The 26,304-nt window shown below is 60.8% G+C and carries 24 protein-coding genes; 15 read left to right on the forward strand and 9 right to left on the reverse strand.

The window, feature by feature from the left end; genetic code table 11:
* Positions 1 to 56: 56 nt before the first annotated feature.
* From HSW_RS13375 to HSW_RS13385, 3 genes are all read left to right on the forward strand, one after another.
* On the forward strand, positions 57 to 902 hold the full coding sequence (locus HSW_RS13375; protein WP_052346423.1) for an NAD(P)H-binding protein: 846 nt from the start codon (positions 57 to 59) through the stop codon (positions 900 to 902).
* Positions 903 to 1,049: 147 nt separating this feature from the next.
* Positions 1,050 to 2,297 (forward strand): BaiN/RdsA family NAD(P)/FAD-dependent oxidoreductase, encoded by a 1,248-nt coding sequence (locus tag HSW_RS13380; RefSeq protein WP_052346424.1) that lies wholly within the window; start codon positions 1,050 to 1,052, stop codon positions 2,295 to 2,297.
* A 115-nt stretch (positions 2,298 to 2,412) separates the two neighbouring features.
* Complete coding sequence (locus tag HSW_RS13385; RefSeq protein WP_044002343.1) at positions 2,413 to 2,862, forward strand: PA2169 family four-helix-bundle protein; 450 nt, start codon at positions 2,413 to 2,415, stop codon at positions 2,860 to 2,862.
* A 245-nt stretch (positions 2,863 to 3,107) separates the two neighbouring features.
* Here the strand turns inward: HSW_RS13385 and HSW_RS13390 are convergent, their stop codons facing one another.
* Positions 3,108 to 5,021, reverse strand: a complete 1,914-nt coding sequence (locus HSW_RS13390; RefSeq protein ID WP_044002345.1) for a DEAD/DEAH box helicase — start codon at positions 5,019 to 5,021, stop codon at positions 3,108 to 3,110.
* A gap of 310 nt (positions 5,022 to 5,331) precedes the next feature.
* Positions 5,332 to 5,523 (reverse strand): cold-shock protein, encoded by a 192-nt coding sequence (locus HSW_RS13395; RefSeq protein ID WP_044002346.1) that lies wholly within the window; start codon positions 5,521 to 5,523, stop codon positions 5,332 to 5,334.
* 230 nt (positions 5,524 to 5,753) lie between these two features.
* Between HSW_RS13395 and HSW_RS13400 the strand changes: the two genes are divergently transcribed.
* The 3 genes from HSW_RS13400 (at position 5,754) to HSW_RS13410 (ending at position 10,258) form a co-directional block, all read left to right on the forward strand.
* Positions 5,754 to 6,170: an acyl-CoA thioesterase gene (locus tag HSW_RS13400; protein WP_052346425.1), complete on the forward strand. Its 417-nt coding sequence runs from the start codon at positions 5,754 to 5,756 to the stop codon at positions 6,168 to 6,170.
* 25 nt (positions 6,171 to 6,195) lie between these two features.
* The gene (locus tag HSW_RS13405; protein WP_044002347.1) at positions 6,196 to 6,744 is read left to right on the forward strand and encodes a hypothetical protein; all 549 of its coding nucleotides are present in this window, start codon (positions 6,196 to 6,198) and stop codon (positions 6,742 to 6,744) included.
* Between the two features lie 70 nt (positions 6,745 to 6,814).
* The gene (locus tag HSW_RS13410) at positions 6,815 to 10,258 is read left to right on the forward strand and encodes a UvrD-helicase domain-containing protein (protein ID WP_044002348.1); all 3,444 of its coding nucleotides are present in this window, start codon (positions 6,815 to 6,817) and stop codon (positions 10,256 to 10,258) included.
* A gap of 35 nt (positions 10,259 to 10,293) precedes the next feature.
* On the opposite strand, the gene HSW_RS13415 is transcribed toward HSW_RS13410, so the two are convergent.
* On the reverse strand, positions 10,294 to 10,950 hold the full coding sequence (locus HSW_RS13415) for a zinc ribbon domain-containing protein (protein WP_044002349.1): 657 nt from the start codon (positions 10,948 to 10,950) through the stop codon (positions 10,294 to 10,296).
* Positions 10,951 to 11,090: 140 nt separating this feature from the next.
* On the opposite strand from HSW_RS13415, the gene HSW_RS13420 reads away from it, so the two are divergent.
* Positions 11,091 to 12,362: a TCR/Tet family MFS transporter gene (locus tag HSW_RS13420; protein ID WP_052346426.1), complete on the forward strand. Its 1,272-nt coding sequence runs from the start codon at positions 11,091 to 11,093 to the stop codon at positions 12,360 to 12,362.
* On the opposite strand, the gene HSW_RS13425 is transcribed toward HSW_RS13420, so the two are convergent.
* A complete protein-coding gene (locus HSW_RS13425; protein ID WP_044002350.1) occupies positions 12,359 to 13,039 on the reverse strand; it encodes a hypothetical protein in 681 nt (226 codons plus the stop codon). The genes HSW_RS13420 and HSW_RS13425 overlap by 4 nt on opposite strands.
* A 29-nt stretch (positions 13,040 to 13,068) precedes the next feature.
* On the reverse strand, positions 13,069 to 14,286 hold the full coding sequence (locus HSW_RS13430; protein ID WP_155832974.1) for a hypothetical protein: 1,218 nt from the start codon (positions 14,284 to 14,286) through the stop codon (positions 13,069 to 13,071).
* A gap of 128 nt (positions 14,287 to 14,414) precedes the next feature.
* Here HSW_RS13430 and HSW_RS13435 point away from each other — a divergent pair, with 128 nt between their 5' ends.
* Entirely contained in the window at positions 14,415 to 17,423 is a 3,009-nt protein-coding gene (locus tag HSW_RS13435) for a PD-(D/E)XK nuclease family protein (protein ID WP_052346427.1), read from the forward strand.
* 42 nt (positions 17,424 to 17,465) lie between these two features.
* Here HSW_RS13435 and HSW_RS13440 read toward each other — a convergent pair whose 3' ends face one another.
* The 3 genes from HSW_RS13440 to HSW_RS13450 all read right to left on the reverse strand — a co-directional run bounded on the left by HSW_RS13440 (position 17,466) and on the right by HSW_RS13450 (position 19,686).
* On the reverse strand, positions 17,466 to 18,083 hold the full coding sequence (locus HSW_RS13440; RefSeq protein WP_052346820.1) for a YdeI/OmpD-associated family protein: 618 nt from the start codon (positions 18,081 to 18,083) through the stop codon (positions 17,466 to 17,468).
* Positions 18,084 to 18,239: 156 nt separating this feature from the next.
* On the reverse strand, positions 18,240 to 18,632 hold the full coding sequence (locus tag HSW_RS13445; protein WP_044002352.1) for a RidA family protein: 393 nt from the start codon (positions 18,630 to 18,632) through the stop codon (positions 18,240 to 18,242).
* 85 nt (positions 18,633 to 18,717) lie between these two features.
* Positions 18,718 to 19,686: a helix-turn-helix transcriptional regulator gene (locus HSW_RS13450; protein ID WP_044002353.1), complete on the reverse strand. Its 969-nt coding sequence runs from the start codon at positions 19,684 to 19,686 to the stop codon at positions 18,718 to 18,720.
* Positions 19,687 to 19,911: 225 nt separating this feature from the next.
* Here HSW_RS13450 and HSW_RS13455 point away from each other — a divergent pair, with 225 nt between their 5' ends.
* From HSW_RS13455 to HSW_RS13485, 7 genes are all read left to right on the forward strand, one after another.
* Positions 19,912 to 20,346, forward strand: a complete 435-nt coding sequence (locus HSW_RS13455) for a nucleoside deaminase (protein ID WP_044002354.1) — start codon at positions 19,912 to 19,914, stop codon at positions 20,344 to 20,346.
* Between the two features lie 261 nt (positions 20,347 to 20,607).
* Entirely contained in the window at positions 20,608 to 20,898 is a 291-nt protein-coding gene (locus HSW_RS13460) for a hypothetical protein (RefSeq protein WP_044002355.1), read from the forward strand.
* Positions 20,871 to 21,281, forward strand: coding sequence for a hypothetical protein (locus tag HSW_RS13465; RefSeq protein WP_155832975.1), 411 nt, complete (start codon positions 20,871 to 20,873; stop codon positions 21,279 to 21,281). The genes HSW_RS13460 and HSW_RS13465 overlap by 28 nt, the downstream gene beginning before the upstream one ends.
* A 136-nt stretch (positions 21,282 to 21,417) precedes the next feature.
* On the forward strand, positions 21,418 to 22,242 hold the full coding sequence (locus HSW_RS13470) for a mechanosensitive ion channel family protein (RefSeq protein ID WP_052346428.1): 825 nt from the start codon (positions 21,418 to 21,420) through the stop codon (positions 22,240 to 22,242).
* 218 nt (positions 22,243 to 22,460) lie between these two features.
* Positions 22,461 to 24,242, forward strand: a complete 1,782-nt coding sequence (locus HSW_RS13475; protein ID WP_044002357.1) for a chloride channel protein — start codon at positions 22,461 to 22,463, stop codon at positions 24,240 to 24,242.
* A gap of 148 nt (positions 24,243 to 24,390) precedes the next feature.
* A complete protein-coding gene (gene rnhA / locus HSW_RS13480; protein ID WP_044002358.1) occupies positions 24,391 to 24,858 on the forward strand; it encodes a ribonuclease HI in 468 nt (155 codons plus the stop codon).
* 12 nt (positions 24,859 to 24,870) lie between these two features.
* The gene (locus tag HSW_RS13485) at positions 24,871 to 25,593 is read left to right on the forward strand and encodes a tRNA1(Val) (adenine(37)-N6)-methyltransferase (protein ID WP_044002359.1); all 723 of its coding nucleotides are present in this window, start codon (positions 24,871 to 24,873) and stop codon (positions 25,591 to 25,593) included.
* Between the two features lie 12 nt (positions 25,594 to 25,605).
* On the opposite strand, the gene HSW_RS13490 is transcribed toward HSW_RS13485, so the two are convergent.
* Complete coding sequence (locus tag HSW_RS13490; protein WP_052346429.1) at positions 25,606 to 26,301, reverse strand: ATP-binding cassette domain-containing protein; 696 nt, start codon at positions 26,299 to 26,301, stop codon at positions 25,606 to 25,608.
* Between the last annotated feature and the right edge of the window lie 3 nt (positions 26,302 to 26,304).

A 26,304-nucleotide genomic window follows, 5' to 3' on the forward strand; every position in this document is an offset into this window, starting at 1 on the left:
TTATTCCCCGGTTGCCTCCTTGCGCAGGAAAGTTTTTTTGCCACCTTTACCCATCCATGACCCACCTTGCTCTCTCTGCTTCTCTCCCCACCGTGGCCGTGCTGGGCTGCGGCTGGCTGGGGCTGCCGCTGGCCCGCGCGCTGGTGACGGCCGGCTACCCGGTCCACGGCTCCACCACCACGCCCGGCCAGCTCCTCACCCTGCGCGACGTGGGCATCCGGCCCTATCTGCTGCGGCTGGCTCCCACCCTTTCCGCCACCGATGCCGACACCCTGCAGGCCATGCTGCAAGGCGTGGAAATCCTGATTCTGAATGTTCCGCCCACCCGGGGGGCGGGTAGCCAGGAAGCGTATCCCGGGGTGGTGCGCCTGGTGGCACAGGCGGCAGAAAGTGCCGGGGTGCAGCATGTACTACTGGTCAGCTCCACGGGCGTATATCCCGATGAGCCTCGCCTGATGTACGAGCCCGATGCCCAGGCCACGCAAGACGCGCCCGCCCCGCTGCTGCAAGCCGAATACCCCTTCCAACACGCCAACCATACGGTGGTGCGTTTGGCCGGCCTCATGGGTCCGGGCCGCCCACCGGGCCGGTTTCTGGCGGGCCGGACCGGGGTGGCGCATGGTGAGGCTCCGGTGAATATGATTCATCTGCACGACTGTGTGAGCCTGTTGGTCTGTGTGCTGGAGCAGCAGCTGTGGGGCTACACGTTCAATGCCAGCGCGGCCTCTCACCCCACTCGGCGTACTTTTTACACCGCCGCCGCCACCCGCCTGCACCTGCAGCCCCCCACGTTTCAGGAAGAAACCACCGGTGGTAAGCAAATCGACTCTTCCCTTATCCGGCGGCTGACCGGCTACCAGTTTCGCCACGATGATGTAGTAGCCGCGCTGGAATTCTGTTAGTCACGTCTTGAAACGAATGACGACGGATGCTTCGCAGTCTTTCTGAAGTTGGATGCATCAGCTTAGTAATATTGACCAGACCGATTTATCCGCATGAATCCGGGCGCGCCGGGCAATCCGTCTGTGTCCGTGATTTATCTTTGCCCCGTGAATGAACAACTGACGGTGGCCGTATTAGGTGGGGGCGCGGCGGGCTTTTTCGGGGCTATTGCCTGTGCCGAAGCTAACCCCGCCCTGCGGGTACTCCTGATTGAAAAAACGGGCAAGCTTCTTAGTAAAGTCCGGATTTCGGGCGGGGGGCGCTGCAACGTAACCCACGCCGCCGATACGGCCGCGCAGCTCGTGCAGCATTATCCGCGCGGAGCCCGTCAACTCAAAGAACCATTCAAACAGTTTGGGGCATTAGACACCGTGCGGTGGTTCGAAAAGCGAGGCGTACGGCTCAAGACCGAGCCCGACGGCCGCATGTTCCCCATCACCGATTCGTCGGAAACCATTGCCCAGTGCCTGTTGGAGGCCGCACGCCGGGCCGGGGTCCAGATTCTGCTGCAGACTACCGCCGAACAGATTACGCCCCAACCCAAGGGCGGCTTTGAGTTGCAGCTCACCGGAGTACATGCCCAGACTTTGCCCGTCAGCCGCTTGCTGGTAGCTACCGGCGGCGCGCCCAAAGCGGAGCAGTACGCGTGGCTGCGCCAACTGGGCCACAGCATTCAGGAGCCGGTACCCAGCCTGTTTACTTTTAATGTACCCAACTCGCCGTTGCGGGAGCTGCCGGGCGTAAGCGTGCCCCGCGCCCGGGTGCGGATAGCCGGCGAAAAGCTGGAGTACGAAGGCCCGGTGCTGGTGACGCACTGGGGCGTGAGTGGCCCGGCCGTGCTCAAGCTCTCGGCCTGGGGTGCCCGCCGCCTGCACGAACTGGGTTACCAGAGCACTACCCTTATCAACTGGCTTCCCGATTTTACGGAAGACACGCTCCGCCAGCATCTGCTGGAATTCCGGGAGCTACACAGCAAAAAAATTGTGAGCAGCAACCCCTTGTTCGGGTTGCCGCAGCGGCTGTGGCGTACTCTGGCGGAACAGGCAGGCATCAGCCCCGAAACCCGCTGGCTGGAACTACCCGTCAAGCTCCAGAACCGCCTGATCGAAGGCCTGCTGCGTACGGCGCTGGCCGTACAGGGCAAAACCACTTATAAGGATGAGTTTGTGACCTGCGGCGGTATTTCACTTGGTGAAATCAATATGAAAACGCTGGAAAGCCGACTGGTACCGGGCCTGCATTTCGCCGGAGAAGTTCTTGATATAGACGGCATTACTGGCGGCTTCAATTTTCAGGCGGCCTGGACCACCGGCTACCTGGCCGGCCGGGCCATGGGGAAATTGGAGCGGGAGTAGTGGGAGAAGAAGCTGTATAGTCAGCCTGACTTAACCGTGCAGAAACCCTGCGGGCTGTTTTACAGTAAAGAGAGGCATTCCACCTTTCCTAAACACCCATAACAACCCTCTCCTCATGGAAGCTAAAGCACTGCAAGCCGGCCTCAACGAACTGCTCGAAACTCTGAAAGATGGCCAGAAAGGCTATACCGAAGCCTTGACCGATGTAGAAGATGCCGATCTGAAGCAGACCTTCAAGAAATACGCCGCTCAACGTTCCGAATATATTACCGAACTGGAAGACCAGATGCACAAGCTCAACCTGCATCCCGAAGAAGAGTCGTCCATTACCGGTACCATCCACCGCGCGTTTATCAACCTGAAGGGCCTGGTGACCAGCAAAGACCGTCACAGCATCCTCGCCGAGTGCGAGCGAGGCGAAGACTACGCCAAAGCTGCCTACGAGAAAGCTCAGAAGATTCAGGACATCCCGGCCCCCATCAAGGCCCTGATCGAAAAGCAGGCGGCCGGTATCAAGCAGGGCCACGACGAAATCCGCGACCTGCGCGACGCCGCCAAGAAATAATCACAGATGGTGCTGATACAGATGGTGCTGATATAGTTGATTTCATAGACTTCAACTTATCATCTGTAACACGTAGAAAGCCGCTCCAGTAGGAGCGGCTTTCTTTTTTAGGAGTATTTGCGAATGCTACCATCTAACCCAGACCAACGCAAAAGAGCCACTTCAAATGAAGTGGCTCTTTTGCGTTGGTGAAATCAGCTCAGATTGAAATCTGTGAAATCAATCTTGTCTGCACCATCTATGATTTAGCTGTCGTCGCGCTTGCCTTTGTAGCCGCCGCCGTAGCTGCTGCCACCCTCGCGGCGGTTACCGCCGCCGTAGGAGCCGCCGCCGCGGTTGCCGCCGTAGCTGCTGCCGCCTTCCCGACGGTCGCCGCCGTAGGAGCCACCACCACGGTTGCCGCCGAAGGAGCCACCACCACGGTTACCACCGTAGCTGCTGCCGCCTTCGCGACGCTCGCCACCACCGAAGCTGCCGGGAGCCCGACGTGGACGGTCGCTGCCGCCGCCGAAGCCGCCGCGGTTACCACCTTCCTGCTGCGCATCGCCTTCCTGGCGGGGCGTAGCAATGTTGAAGGCCACCGGACGGCCCTGGATGGAGCTGCGGCCGAGCTGGCTCACCACTTCTTCCACGAACTCATTCGGTACTTCCACGAAGCTGAACTTATCGTAGAGGGCAATGTCACCGACTTTGCTGGCCGTGAGGCTGGTGTTTTCGGCAATCAGGTCCACGATGTCGCGGGGGTGCAGACGGTCCTTCTTGCCCATCGTCACGAACAAACGGGTGAAGCCGGCGCGGGCGGCACCCTGGGTGCGACTGGCGTCGAGGCTTTCCTGGGCGCGCTTGTCTTCCTTCATCGTCATTTTCAGCAGAGCAGCAGCTACGTCGAGCGACGTAATGCCATCCTCCTGGTCCTGGTCGATGAGGCGCTGCACGCGGGCCACGTACTTGTCGAGGTTGCCTTTCTCAATTACCTCCTTGATGGAGTTGAGCATCAGCGTGGTTTTCACCTCCGACACATCTTCGAAGGACGGCACACGCTCCTGCTTGATGTTGGCTTTGGTGAAGCGCATGATGTCGCGCAGCTTGTAGATGTCGCGGCCGCTCACGAAGGTGAAGGCTTTGCCCTGCTTGCCGGCGCGGCCAGTACGGCCGATGCGGTGCACGTAGTACTCCTCGTCAGCGGGCAGGTCGTAGTTTACTACCACTTCCACGTTGTCTACGTCGATGCCGCGGGCGGCTACGTCGGTAGCTACCAGGATTTCGAGGGTGCCTTTGCGGAATTTATCGAGCGTGTTCTGACGCTGCTGCTGGCCCATGTCGCCGTGCAGGCCTTCGGCGAAATAGCCTTTAGCTTGCAGGTCGCCCACAATCTCGTCGACCATGCGCTTCGTGTTAGCGAAGACGATGCCCGACTTGATGTTGTACATGTCGATGAGGCGGGTCAGCACGTCTTTTTTCTGCGGACCGCGCACCTCGAAGTAGCTCTGCTCGATGTTGGTAACCGTCATTTCCTGATGGTTCACCTTCACGATCTGCGGATCCTTCTGGTAGCGCTTGGTCATCTCCATGATCGGCTTGCTCATGGTAGCCGAGAAGAATACCGTCTGGCGGTCTTCGGGCATTTTCTTGAGCACCGTCTCAATATCGTCGCGGAAGCCCATGTCGAGCATTTCGTCGGCCTCATCGAGGATGATCATTTTGCAATGCTCCAGCTTGAGCGTACCACGCTCGATGTGGTCCATTACGCGGCCGGGCGTACCAATTACGATCTGCACACCACGCTCCAAAGCACGGAATTGACGGTCGTAAGAAGAGCCACCGTAGATCGGCACCACGGCCAGACCACGCTTGTATTTGCCCAGTTTCTGGATTTCGCCCGAAACCTGCACCGCCAGCTCACGGGTGGGGCAGAGCACAAGGCACTGCACTTCACGCGAGTCGGTATCGACCCGCTCAATGGCGGGGATGGAGAAGGCGGCGGTTTTACCGGTGCCGGTCTGGGCCTGGCCGATTACGTCGCGGCCCTGGAGCAATACCGGAATACCGGCGGCCTGGATGGGGGATGCTTCTTCGTAGCCAACTTCGGTGATGGCACGCTGCATTTCTTCAGAGAGGGTCAGCTCGCTGAACTTGGTCTTAACGGTTTCGTTTTCCATGTCAGTGTTGATGGAGTGGAGTGAATAGCTCTGAAAACAGCGGATTCAGCGACGCTCTTCTCTCCCACTCAACACAACGACAAGTGACGGAAGCAACGGACGGAAGACAAAGCCGGCCCAACAAGTTTCTTTAAGGCAGCTCACAAGCTGCGCGGAACGTGGCCGTTCTCAAATGCGGCTGCAAAGGTACGGAGAATAATCGGCAATTGCACGCCGAATCTATAAGAACGTCATTCAGCGGCGCCTAAATGCAAAAAAAGCAGGCCCTTAAGGAGCCTGCTTTTCTGAGCTATCCGGAAAGGATACTGGACTAGGCCAGTTTCACTTTCACAGCGTTCGGGCCTTTTTTGCCCTGAGCAATTTCGAATTCAACCTTGTCTTTGTCGCGAATCTCGTCGATGCACTCGGTTACGTGAACGAACACGTCCTCGCCGGTTTCGTCAACTTTGATAAAGCCGAAACCTTTGGTTTCGTTGAAGAATTTTACAGTTCCTGTCTGCATGGTACTGGTGATGATGGATGATTTTTATCTTAAAAAAGGAAGAATCCGGAACTGCTTTCTTCCTTGCGGAAATACTCAACAGAACGGCGGAACCGCGTTTTCTTAAGGTGCTCAAAGATACAGGTATATTTTAGATATGGAATAGCACGAGCGGCTAAATGCCCGAACGGCCCAACTTTCCCCGTTTTCGTCGCCCGACCCCTGCTCCTGCCCGTATCTTTGCCGGTGCTATGAAGACTTCCGCCCCCGCCTTCCGCTTCGCCCATTACCTGACCGTCCAGCCCACCGACATCGACGAGCTTCGCCACGTGAACAACGTGCGTTACCTGCAGTGGGTGCAGGATACGGCCGCTGCCCACTGGCACGCCGCCGCCCCGCCCGAGGCCCAGGCCCGCTACGTGTGGGTAGTGCGCGAGCATCATATTCGATACCTGCACCCGGCGCTGCTGGGCGAGGAATTACGTTGCACTACCTGGGTGAGCAGTATGGAAGGCGTAACCTCCCACCGCCATGTCCGCATCGAGCGGGCCACCGACAACAAGCTGCTCTGCGAAGCCGAAACTCACTGGATTCTGCTCGACCCCGCCACTATGCGCCCCCAGCGCATCCCGGCCGAAATGGGCCAGTGGGTGCAGGAGGCAGTATGAGTAGTACCCCTATTTTCTACTACTTATGACTATGCGTATTATGAGGTATCGACTGATTGTGCTGATGTTGTTATTGGGTGTGGGACAAGAGATAAAGGCGCAAGTAAACCGTCAGGCGGCTTTTATTAAGCGAGTAACCGACACAATTGCTTACGTGGGCGTTTTGAAGTGCGAGTTGGTAAGCCGGGCAGCCTACATGCCACGGCAATACATCAGGTTTGATTCTTTACGCAAGCAATGCAGCAACGAGGAACTACAGACGCTACTCGCTCATAAGTCGCCGGCAGTGCGCGGTTACGCCTTTTGGGCGCTGACGGAACGGCCGGAAGTGGATTTATATCCGTTGCTGCTCCGGCACCGTCGCGACACCAAAAAATATGCTCAGCTGTGTGGCTGTATAGGCTCAACGCAGACTGTAATTGATGGTATGCTCTACGAATACGGTCGAAGTAGTCGATTTACCAGTGACATGCTTGTACCAGAGCGCAAAAAAGGTATGGCGAGCCTGGAGCAGGCCAGCTCGCAAAGATTTTACCGCCGCCACCGTCGAGAACGACATATGACCCGGACCTAAAGAAATCGGGCCAGACGCAAGGACCAGCAATTGCGCGTCCACAGTAACGAAGATTTTTAAGTCTCCCCCGATGCCCGCCACTTTCCGCATTTACTCCTCCTCCGCCGGGTCCGGCAAAACGTATCAGCTCACCAAAGAATATCTGAAGCTGGCACTGGCCACCGAGGACGCGGGCTACTTCAAGAGCATTCTGGCCATTACGTTTACCAACGACGCGGCCGGGGAAATGAAGGAACGGATTCTGGGGGCGCTGCGGCGGTTTGCTCGCCTGCCCACCGGTGCCACCGACGGCCTGCTCACCGAAATTGCCGACGAGCTGGCCGCCGAAGGCCCCCTGGCCCACTTGGCCACGCCCGAGGAGCGGCAGCGGGTACTGCGGGAGCGGGCCACGGCCACGTTCCGGCTTGCCCTCTACCACTACGCCGATTTTGCGGTGAGCACCATCGACTCGTTTGTGCAGCGCATCGTGACGGCGTTTACCCGCGAGTTGGGGCTGCCCGCTACGTTTGAGGTGGAGCTGGACAGCGCCACCGTATTGCAAAACGCCGTGGCGCTGCTGCTGGACCGCGTGAACCGCGACCCGAATGCGGCTTTGCTCTCCCGCACCATTTCCGATTTCGCCCTCAACAAAGCCGAGGAAGGCCGCAGCTGGAACAACTTGCCCGATGAACTGGTGCAGTTCGGGCAGTTTCTGCTCAGCGAGCCGGTACATGAGGCCGTGGAGCAGCTGCAGCAGCTCAGCATGCAGGACTACCGCCGCCTGCACGAAACCTTGCGGCTGCGCAAGAAGGAAATTGAGGACCTCGTGCGCCAGCCGGCCGCCGTGGCCCTAGAAACCCTGGCCGCGCACGGTCTGGAGGCCGAGCACCTGGCCGGGGGCGGCAACGGCGTGTACGGCCACTTCAGTAACTGGGCGCGCTGGCTGGAGGTACCCGCCGCCGGGGCCAGCTTCCCCACCTCCACCGCCCTGAAGCCGGTGGAATCGGGCGACTGGAGCAGCGCTAAATCCAAGAAAGGCCCCTTGCGCGATGCCGTGGATGCCGCCGCGCCCCTGCTGACGCAGGCCTTCGAGCAGCTGCAAACCCTACGCGCCGCCCTGCTGCCCGATTACCTGCTGGTGACGGGCATGCTGCCCTACGTATTTCAGGTGAGTTTGCTAAGCGAGCTGAGCAAATCGGTGGACCAGCTGAGCCGCGACCGGGGCGTGGTGCTCATTGCCGAGTTCAACCGCCGCATTGCCCAGATTGTGCTGCGCGAGCCGGTGCCGTTTCTGTACGAGCGGCTGGGCGACCGGTACCGCCATCTGCTCATCGATGAGTTTCAGGACACTTCCGTGCTCCAGTGGAACAACCTGCTGCCACTGGTGGAAAACGCCCTGGGCGACGGGCAACTGAGCCTGGCCGTGGGCGACGCCAAGCAGGCCATCTACCGCTGGCGCGGGGGCGAGATGGAGCAGATTCTGCGCCTGTACCAGCGCCAGACCAGCCACCTCTACAACCGCCTCGCCGACCCGGAGCTGCGCGAGCTGCTGGCCGGCCGCTACATCACCCTCGATCAGGCCCTGGAACCCCGCAACCTGAACATCAACTACCGCTCCGGCCAGGGCATCATCGACTTCAATAACCAGTTTTTCAGCCAGGTAAGCCACGCCCACGCCACCCTGCCGCTGGTGCAGGGTATTTACGACGCGGACTTTGTGCAGCAGGCTCCCACCTCTACCAACAGTTCAGCGGCAGCGCACGTCGAACTTCTTTTCACTGCGGATGACGCGCCGGCTTGCCGCTATGATGCGGCCCGGGGTACGTACACGCCCGAAACGCTGCCCAATTACCTGCCCGGCCAGACGCTAGACTACGACGAAAGTACCCTGTACCTGACGCTGCAGCTGGTGGAGCAGGCCGTGGCCGATGGATTTCGGCTCCAGGATATTGCCGTGCTCTGCCGCCGCCGCGACCAAAGCCGCCGCACCGCCAAGTTCCTGAAGGAGCGGGGCTACGACATTATTTCAGCCGATTCTTTGTCGCTGGAGTTTGCGGAGGTGGTGAACCTGCTGGTAGCTCTGTTCCAGGTGCTCAACCAGCCTGCCGACACGCTGGCCCGCGCCGAAGCCCTGCTGCTGGTAGATCGGGTGGTGCGGGGCCTGGCTCCTACCCCCGACCGCGCCCGGCGCTGGGCCGAACTGGCCAACCAGCCCTCGGCCGAACCCTTTTTCGATGAGTTGCGGGCGTTGGGCTACGACGTGCAGGAACGCGAAACCGGCAACCTGGGCCTGTATGAGCTGACGGAGCGTCTGATCGGGCTGTTTGGGCTGCTGGACCGGGTGGCGGAGCGCGAGTACCTGTTTCGTTTCCTGGATCTGACCCTGGAATACAGCCTGCGCTTCGGCAACAACCTCAACAACTTTCTGACTTACTGGGACCAGAAAAAAAGCGCGCTCAGCATCAACGCCCCCGCCGGCCGCGACGCCATTGTCATCACCACCGTGCACAAAGCCAAAGGCCTGGCCTACGGCGTGGTGATTGTGCCATTTGCCGACTGGTCGTTGCGGCCGCATCTGGGCACGCTGCTGTGGGGCCGCCTGCCTGAGCCCACCGACCGGCCGGTGGCCGAGATGCCCGGTATTGCTGTGCTGCCCCAACGGGAGTCGTTGCTGTACACGCCGCTGGCCCAGCAGTACACTGAGGAACTGGAAAAAACCTTTCTGGAAGGGCTGAACATGTTGTACGTTGCCTTCACCCGGCCCCGGCACCGGCTGTATGCCATCAGCCGCCAGCCCAAGCCCACCAAGGCCGGCAAGGAGGGAGAAGCCCCGGCCGTTTCGGAGAAGCCTGCGGCTACCGTGGCGGAACTACTGCACCGCTATCTGCTGAGCACCGAGCAGTGGCAAGACGAGCAGATGGCCTACGTGCTGTCGGATGCCCGGGGGGAGGTGCCGCTGGCCAAAACGCTCCGGCAGACTGCACTCAGCCTGCCACTCACCAACCTCACCAGTACGCCCTGGGAGCAGCGCCTGCGGCTGAAACAACACGCCAACACGGTTTTTGACTTCGATGACCAACAGGAGCAGCGCGAATGGAACCGCCGCCTCCACTACGCCTTGCGCCGTGTGAAACAGGCCGCCGAGGTAGAGCGCGTGGCCACCCAGCTGGTAGCAGAGGGCCTGATCAGTACCCGGGAAAAAGTGGAGCTGCTGCGCCGCCTGCGGGAAGTAACCCAGCACCCGGAGCTGGCCCGCTACTTTGGGCCCGACGTGGTAGCCGAAACGGAGCGGGAAATTCTGGTGGGTGGCACCCGCAAGCAGGACTACAAGCCCGACCGTATTGTGTTCGAAGCCGCGCCCGGGGCCACGGGTCCCAGCGTGGTGTTGCTCGATTTCAAGCTTCCGCCCGCCGAAGCCCGCCACCGCCAGCCGCTGCAACGCTACGCCAGCCTGTTCCGGCAGCTGGGGTTTGAGCAGGTCCGCTGTGTGCTGTACTACTTCGATACCCAGGAAGTGGTAGAATGGGAAATATAAAGGTTCTTCTCGCCGTGTGACGAAGCCGTTGCCCCCTATTCCGTGAGGGTAAGCGGCCGAAACATGCCTTGGCCCTGCACCAGAAAATGCCACATTTTGCGGGGGTAGCGGCTCTGGGCGGCGCCGGGAGACACGGAATCCCGCAGGGCCTGAGCAGTGCTGGCCGCCGTCGGCTTGCTCCGCAACATGCTCGTTGTCTTGTAGTACACTGTATCGTCGGTCAGGCGGGTGACTTCCATAAGCGCGTAGCCGGTTGCGCCAGTGGTATTTTTCATTTTATAGCGGGCTCCCAGCGTGACGCCGGCGTCAGCGTCAGTGCTCTGGGCCGTATCAGCCTTAGACTTACTATTAGGGGCCAATTGGCCCAGCACCAGGGCCAGCACAATACCAGCTACCACTAACAAAAGCAGGGCGAAGTTGGAGAAGGCTGTGGGGGCGTGCTGCTGCACCGTTTGCACAGGCAGCCGGTACGCTTCGGGCAGCGGTTCTTTAGAAGTGAGGGTTTGCTTGCAATGCTCACATACCGTGACGCTTACTTTGCCAAAAGGGAAGACGGGAATCCAGAATAAGCTGACATAGCGCGAAAAAACGGTAACGCTTAGTTGCCCCCGGGTGCCGCAGTGCGCACAGGCTAGCGTGGGTAGTGGCGTAGTTACGAGGCGAGTGGTACCGGTTCCGTAAATGAAAAACATAGGTTCAGCTAAAAGGATAAGGATGCAGGCCACCTTGGGGCAGGCCGCGTCAAAGAACGAAATATTTCCAGAACGGCCTCAGTAGCCCGATTGACACAAGCCCAAAGCTGTAGCTTTACAGCTCGCATTGATGTTCCGCTATGAGTGCCTCCTCCTCTCCCCGCAAAGCCGCGCTTGGCTTTATCTTCTTTACGCTGCTGCTGGATGTGACGGGTATCGGCATTATCATTCCGGTTATCCCGACGCTGATCCGGCACCTGACCGGGGGCACCATCAGCGACGCGGCCCGGATAGGCGGCTGGCTGGTATTCGCCTTTGCCATTATGCAGTTCTTGTTTTCACCGGTGATGGGCAACCTCTCCGACCGGTTTGGGCGGCGGCCGGTGCTGCTACTGTCCCTGCTGGGCTTCGCCCTCGATTACGTGCTGCTGGCCTTCGCTCCCACCATCGGCTGGCTGTTTGTGGGCCGGCTGATTGCGGGCGTAATGGGCGCCAGCTTCACTACCGCCTCCGCGTACATTGCCGATATCAGCACCCCAGAAACCCGCGCCCAGAACTTCGGCATGATTGGGGCCGCTTTCGGGTTGGGCTTCATTATCGGGCCGTTGCTGGGGAGCCAGCTCGTGAACTTTGGGCCGAAGGTACCGTTTCTAGCCGCCGCCGCCCTCACGCTGCTCAACCTGCTGTACGGCTTTTTTGTGCTGCCGGAGTCACTGCCCCAGGAGCGGCGGCGGGCTTTTGACTGGCGGCGGGCCAACCCGGTAGGCTCCCTCAAGATGCTGAAGCGCTACCCCGTTATTACCGGGCTGGTGTCGTCGTTGCTATGCATTTATATTGCCGCTCATGCCACCCAGAGCAACTGGACATACTACGTTATCGAGAAATTTGATTGGAGCAATAACGAGGTAGGCTACTCTCTGGCGGCCATCGGGCTGCTGGTGGCCATTGTGCAGGGCCTGCTGATCCGGCGTATTAATCCGGCGCTGGGGCCGAAACGCTCGGTATTTCTGGGGATGCTGCTGTACGCGGTGGGCTTTGTGCTGTTTGCCTTCGCCACCAAAGGCTGGATGATGTACGTGTTTCTGGTGCCGTACTGCCTGGCGGGCATTTCGGGCCCGGCGTTGCAGGGTATTATTTCGGGGCAGGTACCGGGTAATGAGCAGGGCGAGCTACAGGGGGCACTTACCAGCCTGATGAGCCTTACCTCCATCGTAGGGCCACCGCTCATGACCAACCTGTTTTCTTATTTTACCGGCCCCAAAGCTCCCATTTACTTTCCTGGTGCCCCCTTTCTGCTCGGGACTGTTCTCATTCTCATCAGCCTGCTGCTGGCGGTCCGGTCGTTGGCAACGTACGTGGTGCCGCTCCAGTCTCCCGAAACTGCCGAGCCGGAGCCGGTCATCGGGCACTAGATGTCCGTTTGCACCTGCAGCACCAGCCGGCTGCCATCGGCCCGTATCCCTTCAAAGCGGTCAGGGGTAGCTTCGGCGTGGGGCAACAGGTAAAAGTCGCCGGTTTCGGCTACGCGCTGATGACGCAGCGTGGCAAACTCCAGAAACACCAGCCACGAGGTAGCGGCCGGCTCCTGGCCCGGGCGCAGTTCCAGCACTTGCAGAAACAGTCCTTCCGGCGTCTCCCGGCACAGGTCGGACACCAGCTGGCCGTGCAGGTCCGGAATTTCGGGCTCGGTGTGCAGGCGGTAGAAGCCGGGCAAGTTGCCGTACTCATGCTCCAGCTCGGCCCACAGATCGTACCACGCGCTGAACTCCGGACCGTAGTTTTCCCAGTCTTCCCCCGTGAGCAGCAGGCGTACCTGGGCATTGCGGAAGCTTTCTTCCGGCAGCTCGGGCTCCGGCGGGACAGGGGCGGGCTGGTGGCCCAGTAGCTGGCGGGTCCGAAGTAGCAATTTTCCACCGGCCTCCCTTCCCATCACCACTACCCCGACTACCGCTCCTACCAACAGAAATACTATTACCGGCACTACCATGAGTGCCAGCAACAGGGTATTTTTTAGCTGTTCCGGCCAGGGCGTGAGCGGATGGACCGGGGGCGGCACAACAGTTTTCTCACGAACAAAAAGCGAAGGCATAACGGGGAGTAGGCAACGTTACGAACGAGTTATTCAGCGTTTCTGGAGCGCTGGTAACGCAGTTTTTCGGGGTGGGCCTTGTCGGCGTAGAAGACGAAGTCAGCCGTTCCCGCTCGTATCGTAAACTGAACTTCCATGGGGCGTTGCGGGGGGCTGAATGGGGTCATCTGCCGGAACGGAACTTCCCGGGTGGCAGCCGGATTCTGCTTAGCCAGCAGGCGTACTCCCCGCTCCGCATCCAGCAGGTAATAGGTCTGCACGGCCGGTACGTAGGCGCGGCGCACGTAGTAGCCCATTTCCTCGCCCAGGCTATTGAAGCGAAACCGGGCCAGCTGCTTCCCCTGCAGGTTGAGTACAAAGCCATTGGGCTTATTGCGCAGGTGCGGCGGTACTTGCCAGCTCATTTCTTCCAGGCCGCTGTTGTCGGTTTCCGTCTTGTACTCACCGTAGTTATAGAGCACCAGCAGCGTGGTATCGGAGAGGAAGCGGGCCAGGGCCAGATCCGCCTGAGGCTTCTGCAGATTCAGAGGAGGCTGGCCGGGGCGCAACAGCCTGGCGCAGGTAAGCAGGGCCTTGCCGCCCGGGGCTGGGAGCGGGTCGCAGTCGGTGTGGCCTTCCCCGAACTGATTGCCAAAGGATAATTCTCGCACCTTCCCCTTCAGATCAAGCAGATAAAAAAAATAGCTCCCCACTTCACTGGCCGGAATACCGATTTGCTGCCAGAACGCCAACCCGCCCAACTCCGGATAGTAGCCCAGAAAGCGCGGCGGCGTCGGCTCACTGACAACCACAATAGCCCGCTCCGCTACGGTATAGAAATCCGGCTTTTGAAAACGCCTGCGCATGACGGGCTGCCCGGCAGCCAGCAGCTGAATGACGTAGCTGCCGGATGGCCCTTGCACCAACTTGTTCCGCACGAAGTTGCTGTCCACGGCAAACGCTTCGCCCACAATTCCTCCTGTAGAAACGCGCAGCATCCGCGTCGAATCGGCCGAGGCACTCAACCGTAACCGGTAGGACTTACCCTCGATTTGCAGCATGGTATCGGTGGAGGCATTGCCGGGCAGGGTGCGGGCCAGCCAGTCTACCGTATCGGGCGGTACAGATGGGAGCACCGGGACGGCGGCAGCCTGCACGGTATTGGGCGGTACGGGCGGGGCCGTGGCTTGCTCAGCCGGCTTTTCCGGCTGGCAGGCCACCGCCAGAAACACGGCCATACATAGGCTCATCCAACGCAACGTACGCATGCGGACACAGGGAAATCAAGCAAACCAGACAAAGGCGAGTCGGCTGCTTATTTGGTAACCGTCAACTGCCCGGCCAAGGTAGCAACTCGGCCGGTTTCTGCTGGCGGCGGCGTTATCTTTACTCGCGTATGATTTCCTCTCCCGCCCCCACCACTTCGCTCCCGGCAGCCCTGCCCCTGCCCGATGCCACGCCCTTTCTGACGCGGATAGCCCGGGAGTTGGTAACGCAGTACGGCCCCACCGGTGAGCTGGCTGACCTAGTGGTAGTAGTGCCCACCCGGCGGGCCGTGGTGTATCTGCAGAACGAGCTGAGCCTGGCGGCGGAAGCCGGCCACGCAGTGTGGAGCCCGCGCATTGCAGCCATGGAAGATTATATGGTGGAGCTGGCCGGGGTGCAGGTGGAGGAGCCCATTGCCCTGCAGCTGCTGCTGTTCGAAATCATGCGCGACATTGACCCTCGACTGGATTTCGACCAGTTTGTAGGCTGGTCGGGGCTGCTGCTGCAGGACTTTTCCAGCCTCGATCAGAACCTGGCCTCGCCCCGCAAGGTGTTTGAATACCTGAGCCAGGCCAAAGCCCTGGAACGCTGGAACCTGGGCGACGATTTCACCCCCCAGAGCACCACCACTGCCTATTTCCGCTTCTGGGACGACCTCGAGAAAGTGTACCGCCGCCTCCAGCGGCGTATGCGCCAGGACCGCCTGGCCTACCCCGGCTTGGCTTACCGCCTGGCCCAGCGCCGGGTGCGGGAGCGGCTGGAAGCCGGCGAAACCCTGCCCCAGCATGTATTCGTGGGGCTTGGGTTCCTCTCGAAAGCCGAGGAGCAGCTGATTCGGCGGTTACGAAAGGCGGGCCGGGCCGAGGTGTACTTTGATGGTGACGCCTTCTACCTGGAGCGTGGCTCGCCCAACCGCGCCGGCCAACACCTGCGCCAGTACCAGGAGCGGCTCGATTTGCCCTGGAACAACTTTGGGGGTCCGGCAGAGCTGCTGCGCCAGCTTCCGCGCACGGTGCGGCTGGTAGGGCTGGCTAACTCCTCCATGCAGGGCAAGGTGGCCGGACAGCTGCTGGCAGAATCGCGCCGCCTCAATCCGCAGGCTAAAGTAGCCGTGGTGCTGCCCGACGAGACCCTGCTGCTGCCGGTGCTACACGGCCTGCCGCCCCGCGAGGTGCCCGAGTACAACGTGACCATGGGCCTGAATTTCCAGAGCACGCCCCTGTTCAACCTGGTAGACTTGCTGTTTGAGGTGCACCTGACCGGGGTGCGGGAAGGCTCGCCCGAAACCGGCTACGGCGTGCCGCGCTACCACCACTTAGCCGTGAGCAAGCTGCTCCAGCATCCGTTTCTGCGCCGCTACCAACTCTGGCTCGATAAGCAGCCCGACGACACCCTGCACAGCCTGCTCGACGAGGTGTGCCGCGCCATCGTGAAGCGCCACGCCGTGCTGCTCACGGCTGAGGAGCTGATTGAGCTGGGCCGGGGCCACGAGCTGCTCACGGCGCTGTTTGCCACCTGGAACAACTGCGACGATATCATCCAGGCCTGCTACACGCTCATTGAGCTGCTGAAAAAGGCTTACCAGGACCAGCATTCCGCCATTGAGGCGGAGTATCTGTACCTGTTCTTCACCCTGGTAAAACGCCTGGAGTCCGTGTTCGACTGCCGGGAGCACCGGCTGTCGGTGCGCTCCTTCCGGCGGTTTCTATATGAGCAGATGAAGAACACCCGCCTGCCGTTCAGCGGGGAGCCCATTGCCGATGTGCAGGTGATGGGCCTGCTAGAAACCCGCGCCCTCGACTTCGACCACGTCATTATCCTGAGCTGCAACGAGAACGTGCTGCCGGCCCCCAAGCGGCACAGCTCCTTGTTCCCCTACGACGTGCTTACCACCTTCGGGCTGCCCACCTACGCCGACCACGAAGCCGCCACGGCCCACCAGTTCTGGCGCCTGTTGCAGCGCGCCCGCCAGGTTGATCTGCTGCACATTCTGCCCGGCGCCGAAGGCACCCGCACCGGCGAACGAAGCCGCTTTCTGCTGCAGCTGGAAAACGACCTGGCCCTGCAGAACCCGGCCCTGGAGCTGCTGGACCTCACCGTCAGCAACGAGGAGCCGGTAGTCGTCGGGGCCATGACTACGCCGGTAGCCCACGAGCCGCTGACAACCGACCTGACGCTGGAAAAGGACACCGGCATGCTGCTGGCCCTGCGTGGACTGCTGGATCGGGGCCTGTCGCCGACGGCGCTCAACCAGTACCTGAACTGCTCCCTGCAGTTTTATTTTCAGCGGGTGGCCCGGTTTCGGGAAAACGAGGAAGTGGAGGAAGCGCTGGGGCCCGACGGTTTCGGCACGGTGGTACACGAGGCCCTGGAAGAGCTGCTGATGCCATTCTCCCAGCACCGCAACCCGCAGGCCCCGCCCCTCACCGAAGCGGATATTCCGGGCCTGGTGCAGCTGGCGCCCGTTATGGTAGCCAAGGCCTTGCGCAAGGAAGAAGCCGGCCGCCACGCCCGCGCCGATGAAGGGCTCAACCATGTGTTGGGCCAAGTAGCCGGGCAGCTGGTGCGCCGCTACTTCGAAAGCCTGCTGGAGCAGCCGGGTAGTCTGCCGCTGCATATCCAGAGCCAGGAGGAGGAGCTACACGCCACCGTGTTTGTGGCCCTGCCCGAATCCGGCGAGAAGCTGCCGGTGCGCCTGTTGGGCAAAGCCGACCGGGTAGACCAGCTCCCCGATGGCCGGCTGCGCATTGTGGACTACAAAACGGGGATGGTGGAGAAGTCGCACCTGCAGCTGCTGAAGCGCGGCGAAACGCCCGCCCAGGCCGTGGAGCGCCTGCTCACCGACGCCACCCCGGCCGCCGATAAAGTGCGGCAGCTCTGGCTCTACCGCTTCCTGCTAGCCCAGCAGGGCCGCTCTGCCGCCGATGCTGCCATTATCTCGCTGCGTAACCTCGGGGCGGGCCCTATGTCGGCCGATATGGGCTTTCTGACCGCCGATGGCCAGGATTTCCTGCAGCACAGCGAGCTGCTGCTGGGGCAGTTGGTGCGCCGCATCCTCGACCCCGCCGAGCCTATCCGCAAAACCGACGACCTGGATAAGTGCCAATATTGCCCGTACCGGGGCATTTGCGCCCGGTAAGTGCGCGGGGCTGCTGGCCAGGCAGGGACGTGGCAACCCGCGCTACGCAGGAGCATCGGGTTTCGCGTTTTTTTTGCGGCCCCGGAACTGCGCGGGCTTGAGTTGTTGTCCGGCCAGTTCTACCAACTCTGCCATCCGGCGCTGGCGCGTTGCGGGGCGTTTGGCCAGCACCAGCCATTGCAGCATATTGCGTTTATCAGACCGGCTTAAGCTCAGAAAATAGCTTTTGGCAGGCGGGCTTTGCAGCAGCGCCTGCTCCAGGTCAGGGGGAAGAAGCAGGGCTTCCACCTCGTCAAGAATCGTCCAAGAGCCGTTGCTTTTGGCTGCGTCTATGCAGTTGAGGCCCGCCGGGGTCATCAGGCCTTCGGCTATCAGCCGCGCTACTTTTTCCTTGTTGACCTTCGACCACGTACTGCGGGGCTTTCTTCTGCTGAAAAACTGCCGGTAGGTTTCTTCGTCTATTGGCTTTGCCTGGCTGTCAATCCAGCCAAAACAGAGGGCTTCGTCCACGGCTTCGCTGTACCCGACGGTGGGCCGGCCGGACTTCTTTTTGTAGTAGATCAGCCACACGGATTGTTGGCTGGCGTGATGCTCCTGCAGCCATTTGCGCCAGTGTTGGCGGCTTGTGGGGCAAAACGTTTTCAGCTCTTTTTCGGTCATTACGGTTTGGTAGTCAGCGGTAAAACGAAACAACTCCCCGGGCACTTGCTACCCCAGGGCCTGCCGGGGTGGCTGGCGTAAAACAGGCAGTTGGGAAATAACACGAAGGGTCCGGCAACTTGCCAAACCCTTCGTGTTATACTGGCAGCAAATCGGTTACTTTACCACGGTGGCTTCCACCTCCACGGTTAAGCCGGCAAACAGCCCTTTTACTTCCAGCAGCGTGGTAGCCTGTTTCACGCCGTGGCGGGTAATCCACTCCTGGTACACATCCGTGCAGGTTGTGAAGAACTCCGCCACCGATGTGGTGTACACGTTCAGCCGCACAATGCCCCGGCATTCATATTCTGCCTCCTGAATAAGCTGCTCCAGATTCCGGAAGGTTTGCAGCAGTTGGTTCCGCATGTCGGCGGTGCTGGGCTGGCCTTCCGCATCCAGGGCTACCAGCCCGGAACAATAAAGTGTGCCGGCGGGCTGCCGGATGTCAATGGCCTGTACCGAGTTGGTTCTCTCTCCCCATTTCCACGGGTCAACGGTGCGCTTTTCCATTTTTCTGGCTTTGTGAGTTGGGATAAAACAGCGTGTTTGTCACTTGACTCCACAAAGGTTGCCGCCCCCTACTGACAGCCCTGTGTCAGCATGTTTGGGCGGCCCCAAAAAAATCCTGCGCCCGCTGGGCCAGTTCCCGCAGGTGTTCCCGCAACGCAGGTGGCTCCACTACAGTGATGGCCCCGGCATATGGTAGCAACCAGGCCGCCAGATAGCGTAGGTCACCAAGTAAGAACGTCATTTCCAGACTCCCGTCCGGTTGGTGGTGCTCGTGCGTCCAGCCGTACTGGTACTTAGTATCCAGCAGGTGCCGAGCCGAGGCGGGCGGTACCGCCGTTGGCTGAAAGCGCAGCACTACCTTCTCTCTGGGACGTTGTTTGGCCTCGGCGGCCCAATGCTGCTGCAAGGTTTCGGGGCGGGCGGCAAATACTTCCTCCCGTACCTCCAGCTGTTCGATCCGGTCGAAGCGAAAATCACGGAACGTCTGCCGCAGCCGGCAATACCCCACCATGTGCCAGACCCGCCCCCGATACAGGCTGACGGGCTCCACGTCGCGGGTGGTGGGCGTGGTGCTGTCGGCGGCCTGGTAGTGCAGGTGCACTACGCGCTGCATGGCCACGGCTGTCACCAACTGCTGATAGGTAGAGGAGTAGCCGGCCTGGGTAGGAGGGCCATACACCTGAATACGCGGGGCCAGCGTTTCGAGGTGGTCCCGGTCGGGGCGGCGCAGCACCGCCCGCACTTTATCCATTGCCGCGCCGCTGAGTTGCGCCGTGGGGCCATCGGTGAGGTGGGCCGCCAGCTTTTCGGCCGTGAGCAGCGCCGTGGCCTCCTCCTGGGTAAACATGACGGGCGGTAGCCGGTAGCCCTCCACCAGAGAGTAGCCCACCCCCGGCTCGCCGAGAAGCGGCACCCCGGCCAGCTCCAGGGTACGCAGGTCGCGGTAGATGGTGCGCAGACTCACGCCAAACCGTTCGGCCAGGGCGGGGCCCGTTACCACCCGCCGGGCCTGAAGTTGGATGAGAATTGCTGTAATGCGGTCAAACCTGTTCATGACGCAGATAAATGAGGAGCCTGAAATTCACCTGGGTGAAGTGGACACCAACTACCTTTATATGGCTAGAAATTAAAACTGGGGGAGCCATTCAGACACTCCCAAAGACCTATCCTTGGGCACCATAAGCTGCTCCTCTCCACCTGAATTTTCATACTTGGCCCATCTTGTATACCAGTAAAAATACCTTTGCTTTTCTTCTTACCCATTTCCCCCTCCCCCATTATGGACGAATTCATGCAGGCCGCCATCGACGAAGCGCGGCAAGGACGCCAGGAAGGCGGTATTCCGATTGGTTCAGTACTCGTGCGCGACGGCCAGATTGTGGCCCGGGGCCGCAACAAGCGCGTGCAGGAGGATAACCCAATCAAGCACGGCGAAATGGACTGCCTCTTCAACGCCGGCCGCCAGCGCAGCTACCGCGACACAGTACTCTACACCACCCTGATGCCCTGCTACATGTGCGCTGGCACCATCGTGCAGTTCAAAATCCCGAAGGTGATGGTGGGCGAATCGCGCACGTTTGGCGAGTCGCGGGCGTTCCTGGAAAGCCACGGCGTGGAAGTGGTGGACCTGAACCTGGACGAGTGTGTGCAGATGATGCAGGACTTCATTGCCGACGAGCCCACGCTCTGGAACGAGGATATTATGGAGCTGTAAGCCAGCGGCGCGGTTCGATAAAGACCGTCATTCCGACGAAGGAGGAATCTCGCGTACTGACGTTGAACGTCATTCCGAGCATGTGGCGCATCAGGCCAGACACGCAGCGGAGCCGAGCCGAGAAATTTCGCGTACTGATGTCTGGCTAGCATTACCACCTCAGCACGCGAGATTCCTCGCTCCACTCGGAATGACGATCTTAATATTTGCCGTTCTATCTGTCTACAATTTCACCGCTTCCCCACTTCACCACTTCATCACTTGACCGCCACCAAAAAATGTCCGGCCTGCGGGTACTGGAGCAACTGGCAGCAGCTGACTACCGACCAGTGCGAGCGGTGCGGGCAGCTGCTGGACCCGCAGCGCCTGCGCAGCGAGCAGGCGCGGGAGGCCCTGGCCCAGCGGCCAGTGTCTTCCCTCATGCTCATTGAAATCAGGCCCGATGACAAGCCGCTGGTGCGGTTCTTCAAGTACCTCATCCGGGGCGGACAATTGGCTTTCGGAGCCCTCATGGCGTTTGTGTTATGGCTGATAACCCTGTTAGCCGGCTGAGGCTGCCGGCCGAGCTGCGCCAGCCGCTGTTCTGGACGGGTGTGGGCCTGTATCTGCTGGCCCTTACCCAGAAACGCGGCGGCCCACTGCTGCACCTGAGCTGGTGGCCTACTGTCCTCAACGGCCAGCTCACCGACGTGCTGACGCTGCCGCTGGAACTCACATTGATGCTCTGGTGGATGCGCCGCTACTACTTCCGACAGCCGCAGTTTGTGCTACCCCCAAGCTGGATTTTCAGTTGCTGGCTGTTTACGGCCATCTGGTTCGAAGGCATCTGGCCCCGGTTCAGCACCAGCGTCACGGCCGACTGGCTGGATGTGGGGGCCTACGCCCTGGGCGGGCTGATTTTCTGGCGCTGGATGAACCGCCCGGCCCGGGTTTGAAGACAATTCGGTTAACCTGAGGGGTCTTTTTCTGCGTATAGCCTAGTATTCTGGCCCCGCTGGCGCACGCCGGCGGGGCTTTGCTTTAGTTGGTTTTCTGCTCTTTTGCACTGCTTTCTGCTTAACCTTTCCGCTTATGATTCAGGATCTGCACCGCGTCATTTCTACCTACTGGCAACACTTCCTGTTTGTGTTGCCTAAGTTGCTGGTGGCGCTGGTACTGTTGGTAGCCGCCGTATTCATTGCCAACCGCGTCAGCGCGCTGCTGGGCGGGCGGCTGCGCAGCCGCTCCGCCGACCCGCTGCTGGCCGATTTTCTGGCGAACATCAGCAAGTGGGTGATGGTGCTACTGGGGTTGCTCATTGCGCTTAATATTCTGGGCTTTTCGGGCATTGTGGGGAGCCTGGTGGGGGCAGCAGGCGTGTCGGCGTTTATCGTAGGCTTTGCCTTCAAGGATATTGCCGAGAACTTTCTGGCCGGCGTGATTCTGGCCTTCAATCGTCCGTTCCACATCAACGACACGGTAGAAATAAAAGGCCTCGTGGGCCACGTAGAAGCCCTAAATCTGCGTATTACCCTCATCCGCACCTTCGATGGCAAGCATATTTTCCTGCCCAACTCCATGGTACTCAAGGAGCCCCTCATCAACTACACCCGCGACGGCAACCTGCGCCAGGAATTTCTCATCAGCGTCGACCTCGGCCCCGACACCACCCCCGACGTGGCCACCGACATCATTCTACAGTACCTGCGCACGGTGCCGGAGGTGCAACAGTCGCCGCGCGCGCCTTACGTGAACCTAGAGAAAGCCAGCGCCACTACCGCCGACCTGCGCGTGTACTTCTGGGCCGATTCCGAGGATTACCGCCGGGGCGTACTCCAGCTCAAAAGTCGCCTGATGCAGCAGGTCAAGCAGGAACTCGTCGGGGCCGGCCTGGGCGTTCCTTCGCTGGCCGGGTGATGAATCGGAAGTGCCTTTCCAGAACGTCATTCCAAGCTTGCTAGGAATCTCGCGTGCTGACGTTGCAAGAGTAATCAGACATCAGCACGCGAGATTCCTCGGCTCCGCTTCGCTACACTCGTAATGACGTTCCGGAGGGAACTTAATACCCAATCCGCCTAACTTTTCGTTAGGTTGCACACCACCTCTTTCGGCTGCCGTCCACCCCCAGCGCGCCTATGCCTAAAAACACCATTCATCGGCTGCTTCGTCCGCTCCTGCTATGGCGGGCCCGTCACCTCAGCGACCGGGTGTACCTGATTCTGGTGAGCATGCTAGTGGGTGTGCTGGCCGGCCTAGCGGCCGTGGTGCTCAAAACGCTGGTGCACGACTCGCAGAAGGGCCTCAGCAGCTGGGTTCCGATGGAGTACCGGGTGTTTACCAACTCGCTGTACCCGATTATCGGCATTGCCCTCACAGTGCTGTTTACGCGGTATTTCCTCGGGGGCAACCTGGGCCGGGGCATCGGCCCGATTATCTATAACATTGCCCGCCAGGGCAGCGTGGTGCCGCGCAGTAAGCTGTACTCGCAGCTGGTTTCGTCGTTTCTGACGGTCACGTTTGGGGGTTCGGCGGGCTTGGAGGCCCCGATTTCTGTTACGGGCTCGGCCGTGGGCTCCAACGTGTCGCGCATTCTGCGCATCGGGCGGCGGGAGCGGCGGCTGCTCACGGGCTGCGGCGCGGCGGCGGGTGTGGCGGCCATCTTCAACTCGCCCATTGCGGGAGTGCTGTTCGCGGTGGAAGTAATTCTCTCGGAGTTGTCGGCGGCGTATTTCGTGCCGTTGCTGATTTCTTCGGCCACGGCCACGGTGGTTTCCAAGGCGCTGTACGCTGGGCAGCCGTTCGTGCTTATCACCACCAGCTGGCCCGTAGATGCCGTGCCGTTGTACCTGATGCTGGCTGTGTTTACGGCGTTGCTGTCGGTGTACATGATCCGGGTGTATTTCTGGGCCGACACGTACTTTGAGCAGCTGCCGGGCACGTTCCGCAAGGTGCTGCTGGGCGGGCTGGCCCTGGGCGGCCTAGTGTTCCTGTTTCCGCCGCTGTATGGCGAGGGCTACAACATTGTGCAGCTGCTGCTGGGTGGCCACGCCGAGCAGCTCGTGGACGGCTCGTTGTTCGATGTGTTCGACGACCAGAGCGCGTGGCTGGTGCTGCTGGTGGCGGCGGGTAGCATGCTGCTGAAAGTGGTGGCTACTACCATTACCATCGGCTCGGGCGGCAACGGGGGTATGTTCGGCTCGTCGTTGTTTGCGGGCGCGTTGTGCGGCTTCGTGTTTGCCCGGCTCATCAACCTGAGCGGCCTCTACCCCATTTCCGAAGTGCATTTTATTGTGCTGGGCATGGCCGGCACGCTGGCCGGCGTGGTGCACGCGCCCCTTACCGGCATCTTCCTGATTGCCGAAATAACCGGGGGCTACGCGCTATTTGTACCCTTGATGGTGGTCACCTCGGGCTCCTACCTGATTACGCGCTACTTCGAGCCCTACTCGGTATACACCCGCAAGCTGGTGCAGAAGGGCGTGTACGTGAACCAGGACCGGGACCGGGGCCTGCTGGCCCAGCTGGATGTGCGCAGCCTGCTCCAGACCGATTTTCTGCCCGTGCATCCCGAGGACACGCTGGGCGAGCTGGTGACCACCTTCCGGCACGCCTCGCGCAATTTGTTTCCGGTGGTGGATGCCGCCGGCCACCTGCACGGCATCATCAGCCTCGATACTGTGCGCGACGCCCTCTTCGACGACGAGCACTACAACACCACCCGCGTACGCGACCTGATGCACGAACCGCCCGCCATCGTCCGCCCCGACGATACGCTACTGGACACGCTGCGCTGCATGGAGCAGCTGGGCAGCTGGGCTTTGCCCGTCCTCGACCTTGATGACCGGTACTTGGGTTTCCTGCTCAAATCCACCATCCTGGCCAACTACCGCCGCCAATTGATCAAGGAGAGTGAGTGAATGGATGGGTGGGTGAATTGTTGAACTGATAGATGGTTGAATTGTCGGATTAGGCTAATAAGTACCATTCGACAATCCAGCCATTCACCCATCCAACAATTCCCACTTCGTACCTTGCGGCGGTTTTCCGGCTTTTACCGCTTTCCGCTTGATTTACTTATTCACCGATGGCTCCTCGCGGGGCAACCCGGGGCCGGGGGGCTACGGGGCCATTCTGCGCTTCGGCCAGCACGAAAAGGAGCTGACCCAGGGTTTCCGCCTCACTACCAACAACCGCATGGAGCTGCTGGCCGTGATTGTGGGCTTGGAGGCCATCAACCGCCCGGAGTTGCCCATTACCGTCGTGACTGACTCGAAGTATGTGGTGGACTCGGTGGAGAAGAAGTGGGTGTTTAACTGGTTGAACAAGCCCGATTTCGGCAAAAAAGCCAACGAGGACCTCTGGCGGCGCTTCGTGAAGGTATACAAGCAGCGCACAGTGCAGTTCCGCTGGGTGCGCGGCCACAACGGCCACCCCGAAAACGAGCGGTGCGACCAGCTCGCCGTACACAGCGCCACCCGCGGCCCGCTGCTGACGGATGAGGGCTACGAGCTGATTGAGCGGCAGCGGGCGTAGCCTGCGTTTTCCATGCCCAACGACTACTTCCAGTTCAAACAGTTCCGCGTGGAGCAGGGCGACTGCGCCATGAAGGTAAGCACCGATGCCTGCGTGCTGGGGGCCGCTACCGACGTAACCGGCTTCACCCGCCTGCTGGACATCGGCACCGGCACCGGCCTGCTGGCCCTCATGGCCGCCCAGCGCAACCCCACGGTGCTGGTTGAGGCCGTGGAGTTGGACCAGGCCGCCGCCACCCAGGCCCGGGCCAACTTTGCCGCCAGCCCCTGGGCCGACCGGCTCACGCTGCACGCCATGCCGCTGGCACAGCTGGCCGCCATCTGCCCGGTGACCTTCGACGGCATCCTGTGCAATCCGCCCTTCTTCCGCAACTCCCTCCGCTCCCCCGACGCCCGGCGCACTACCGCCCGCCACACCGCCGAAGACTCCCTGACTTTTGCGGAGCTAGCCGGGTTTTCGGCGGCATTTCTCACCCCCATCGGGCAGCTCACGGTGCTACTCCCGCCCCTGGAAATGCAGCAGTTTGAGCGGGAAGCAGCCCAGGCCGGCCTGTTCCCGCTGACCCGGCTGGTGCTGCACCACCGCCCGGGCAGCAAGCCGCTGCGCCACATCACCGCCTTCAGCCGCCGGCCGGGCACCGTGGTAATTCGGCCGCTCCTACTGCACGAAGCCGGCTCCGAGGAGTATTCGGCGGCGTTCCGGGAGCTTTTGGGGCCGTTTTATCTGGCCTTATAGCGAGTCTGTCGGTCAGGGTAGCAGCTCGGCCAATGTGGTGAGTTTCTGCTGGTGCAGCGCGTCGAGCATGTTGCCCGCCAGCTGGCTGAACTCGAAGGTCGCGTACCGGCGCAGCACCCGGCCTTCGGCCAGCACCGTAATGTCGTCGCACAGCTCCGTGAGGGAGCCCAGCAGGTGAGAGGTGAGCAGAATACCCACGCCCTGTTCCCGCAGTCGGCGCAACACAGCCATCAGCAACAGGTTAGTGCTCAGGTCGAGGCCGTTGAAGGGTTCATCCAGCACGAGGTAGCGGAAATTCTGTACCAGCAGCGCCAACAGAGCCAGCTTCTTTTTCATGCCGGCGGAGTAGTCTTCGGCGTAGCGGTCCAGCGGCAACTCCAGTACCTCGTTCCAGCGGCGCAGGTCGGGTACGGGGCGGTGGCGGGCCTGCAGACAGAACTCCACATACTCCCGACCCGTGATGCGCGGATAGAAATACGGTTCGTAAGGCAGCAGCCCGGTCAGCTCCCGGACGGGCCGGCCGGAGCCTTCCCGAACGGTGCCCGCCTCGGGCGGATACACCCCGTAGAGGCAATGCAGCAGCGTGGTTTTACCCGCCCCGTTGGCCCCCACCAGCCCATGCAGCGTACCGGGTTGTAACGTCAAACTCACGTCGTGCAGCACCGGCGTGCCGGCAAATCCTTTGCGCAGATTGAGAATTTCAAGCATAGC

The organism is Hymenobacter swuensis DY53, assembly GCF_000576555.1.
Taxonomy (GTDB): Bacteria; Bacteroidota; Bacteroidia; order Cytophagales; family Hymenobacteraceae; genus Hymenobacter; species Hymenobacter swuensis.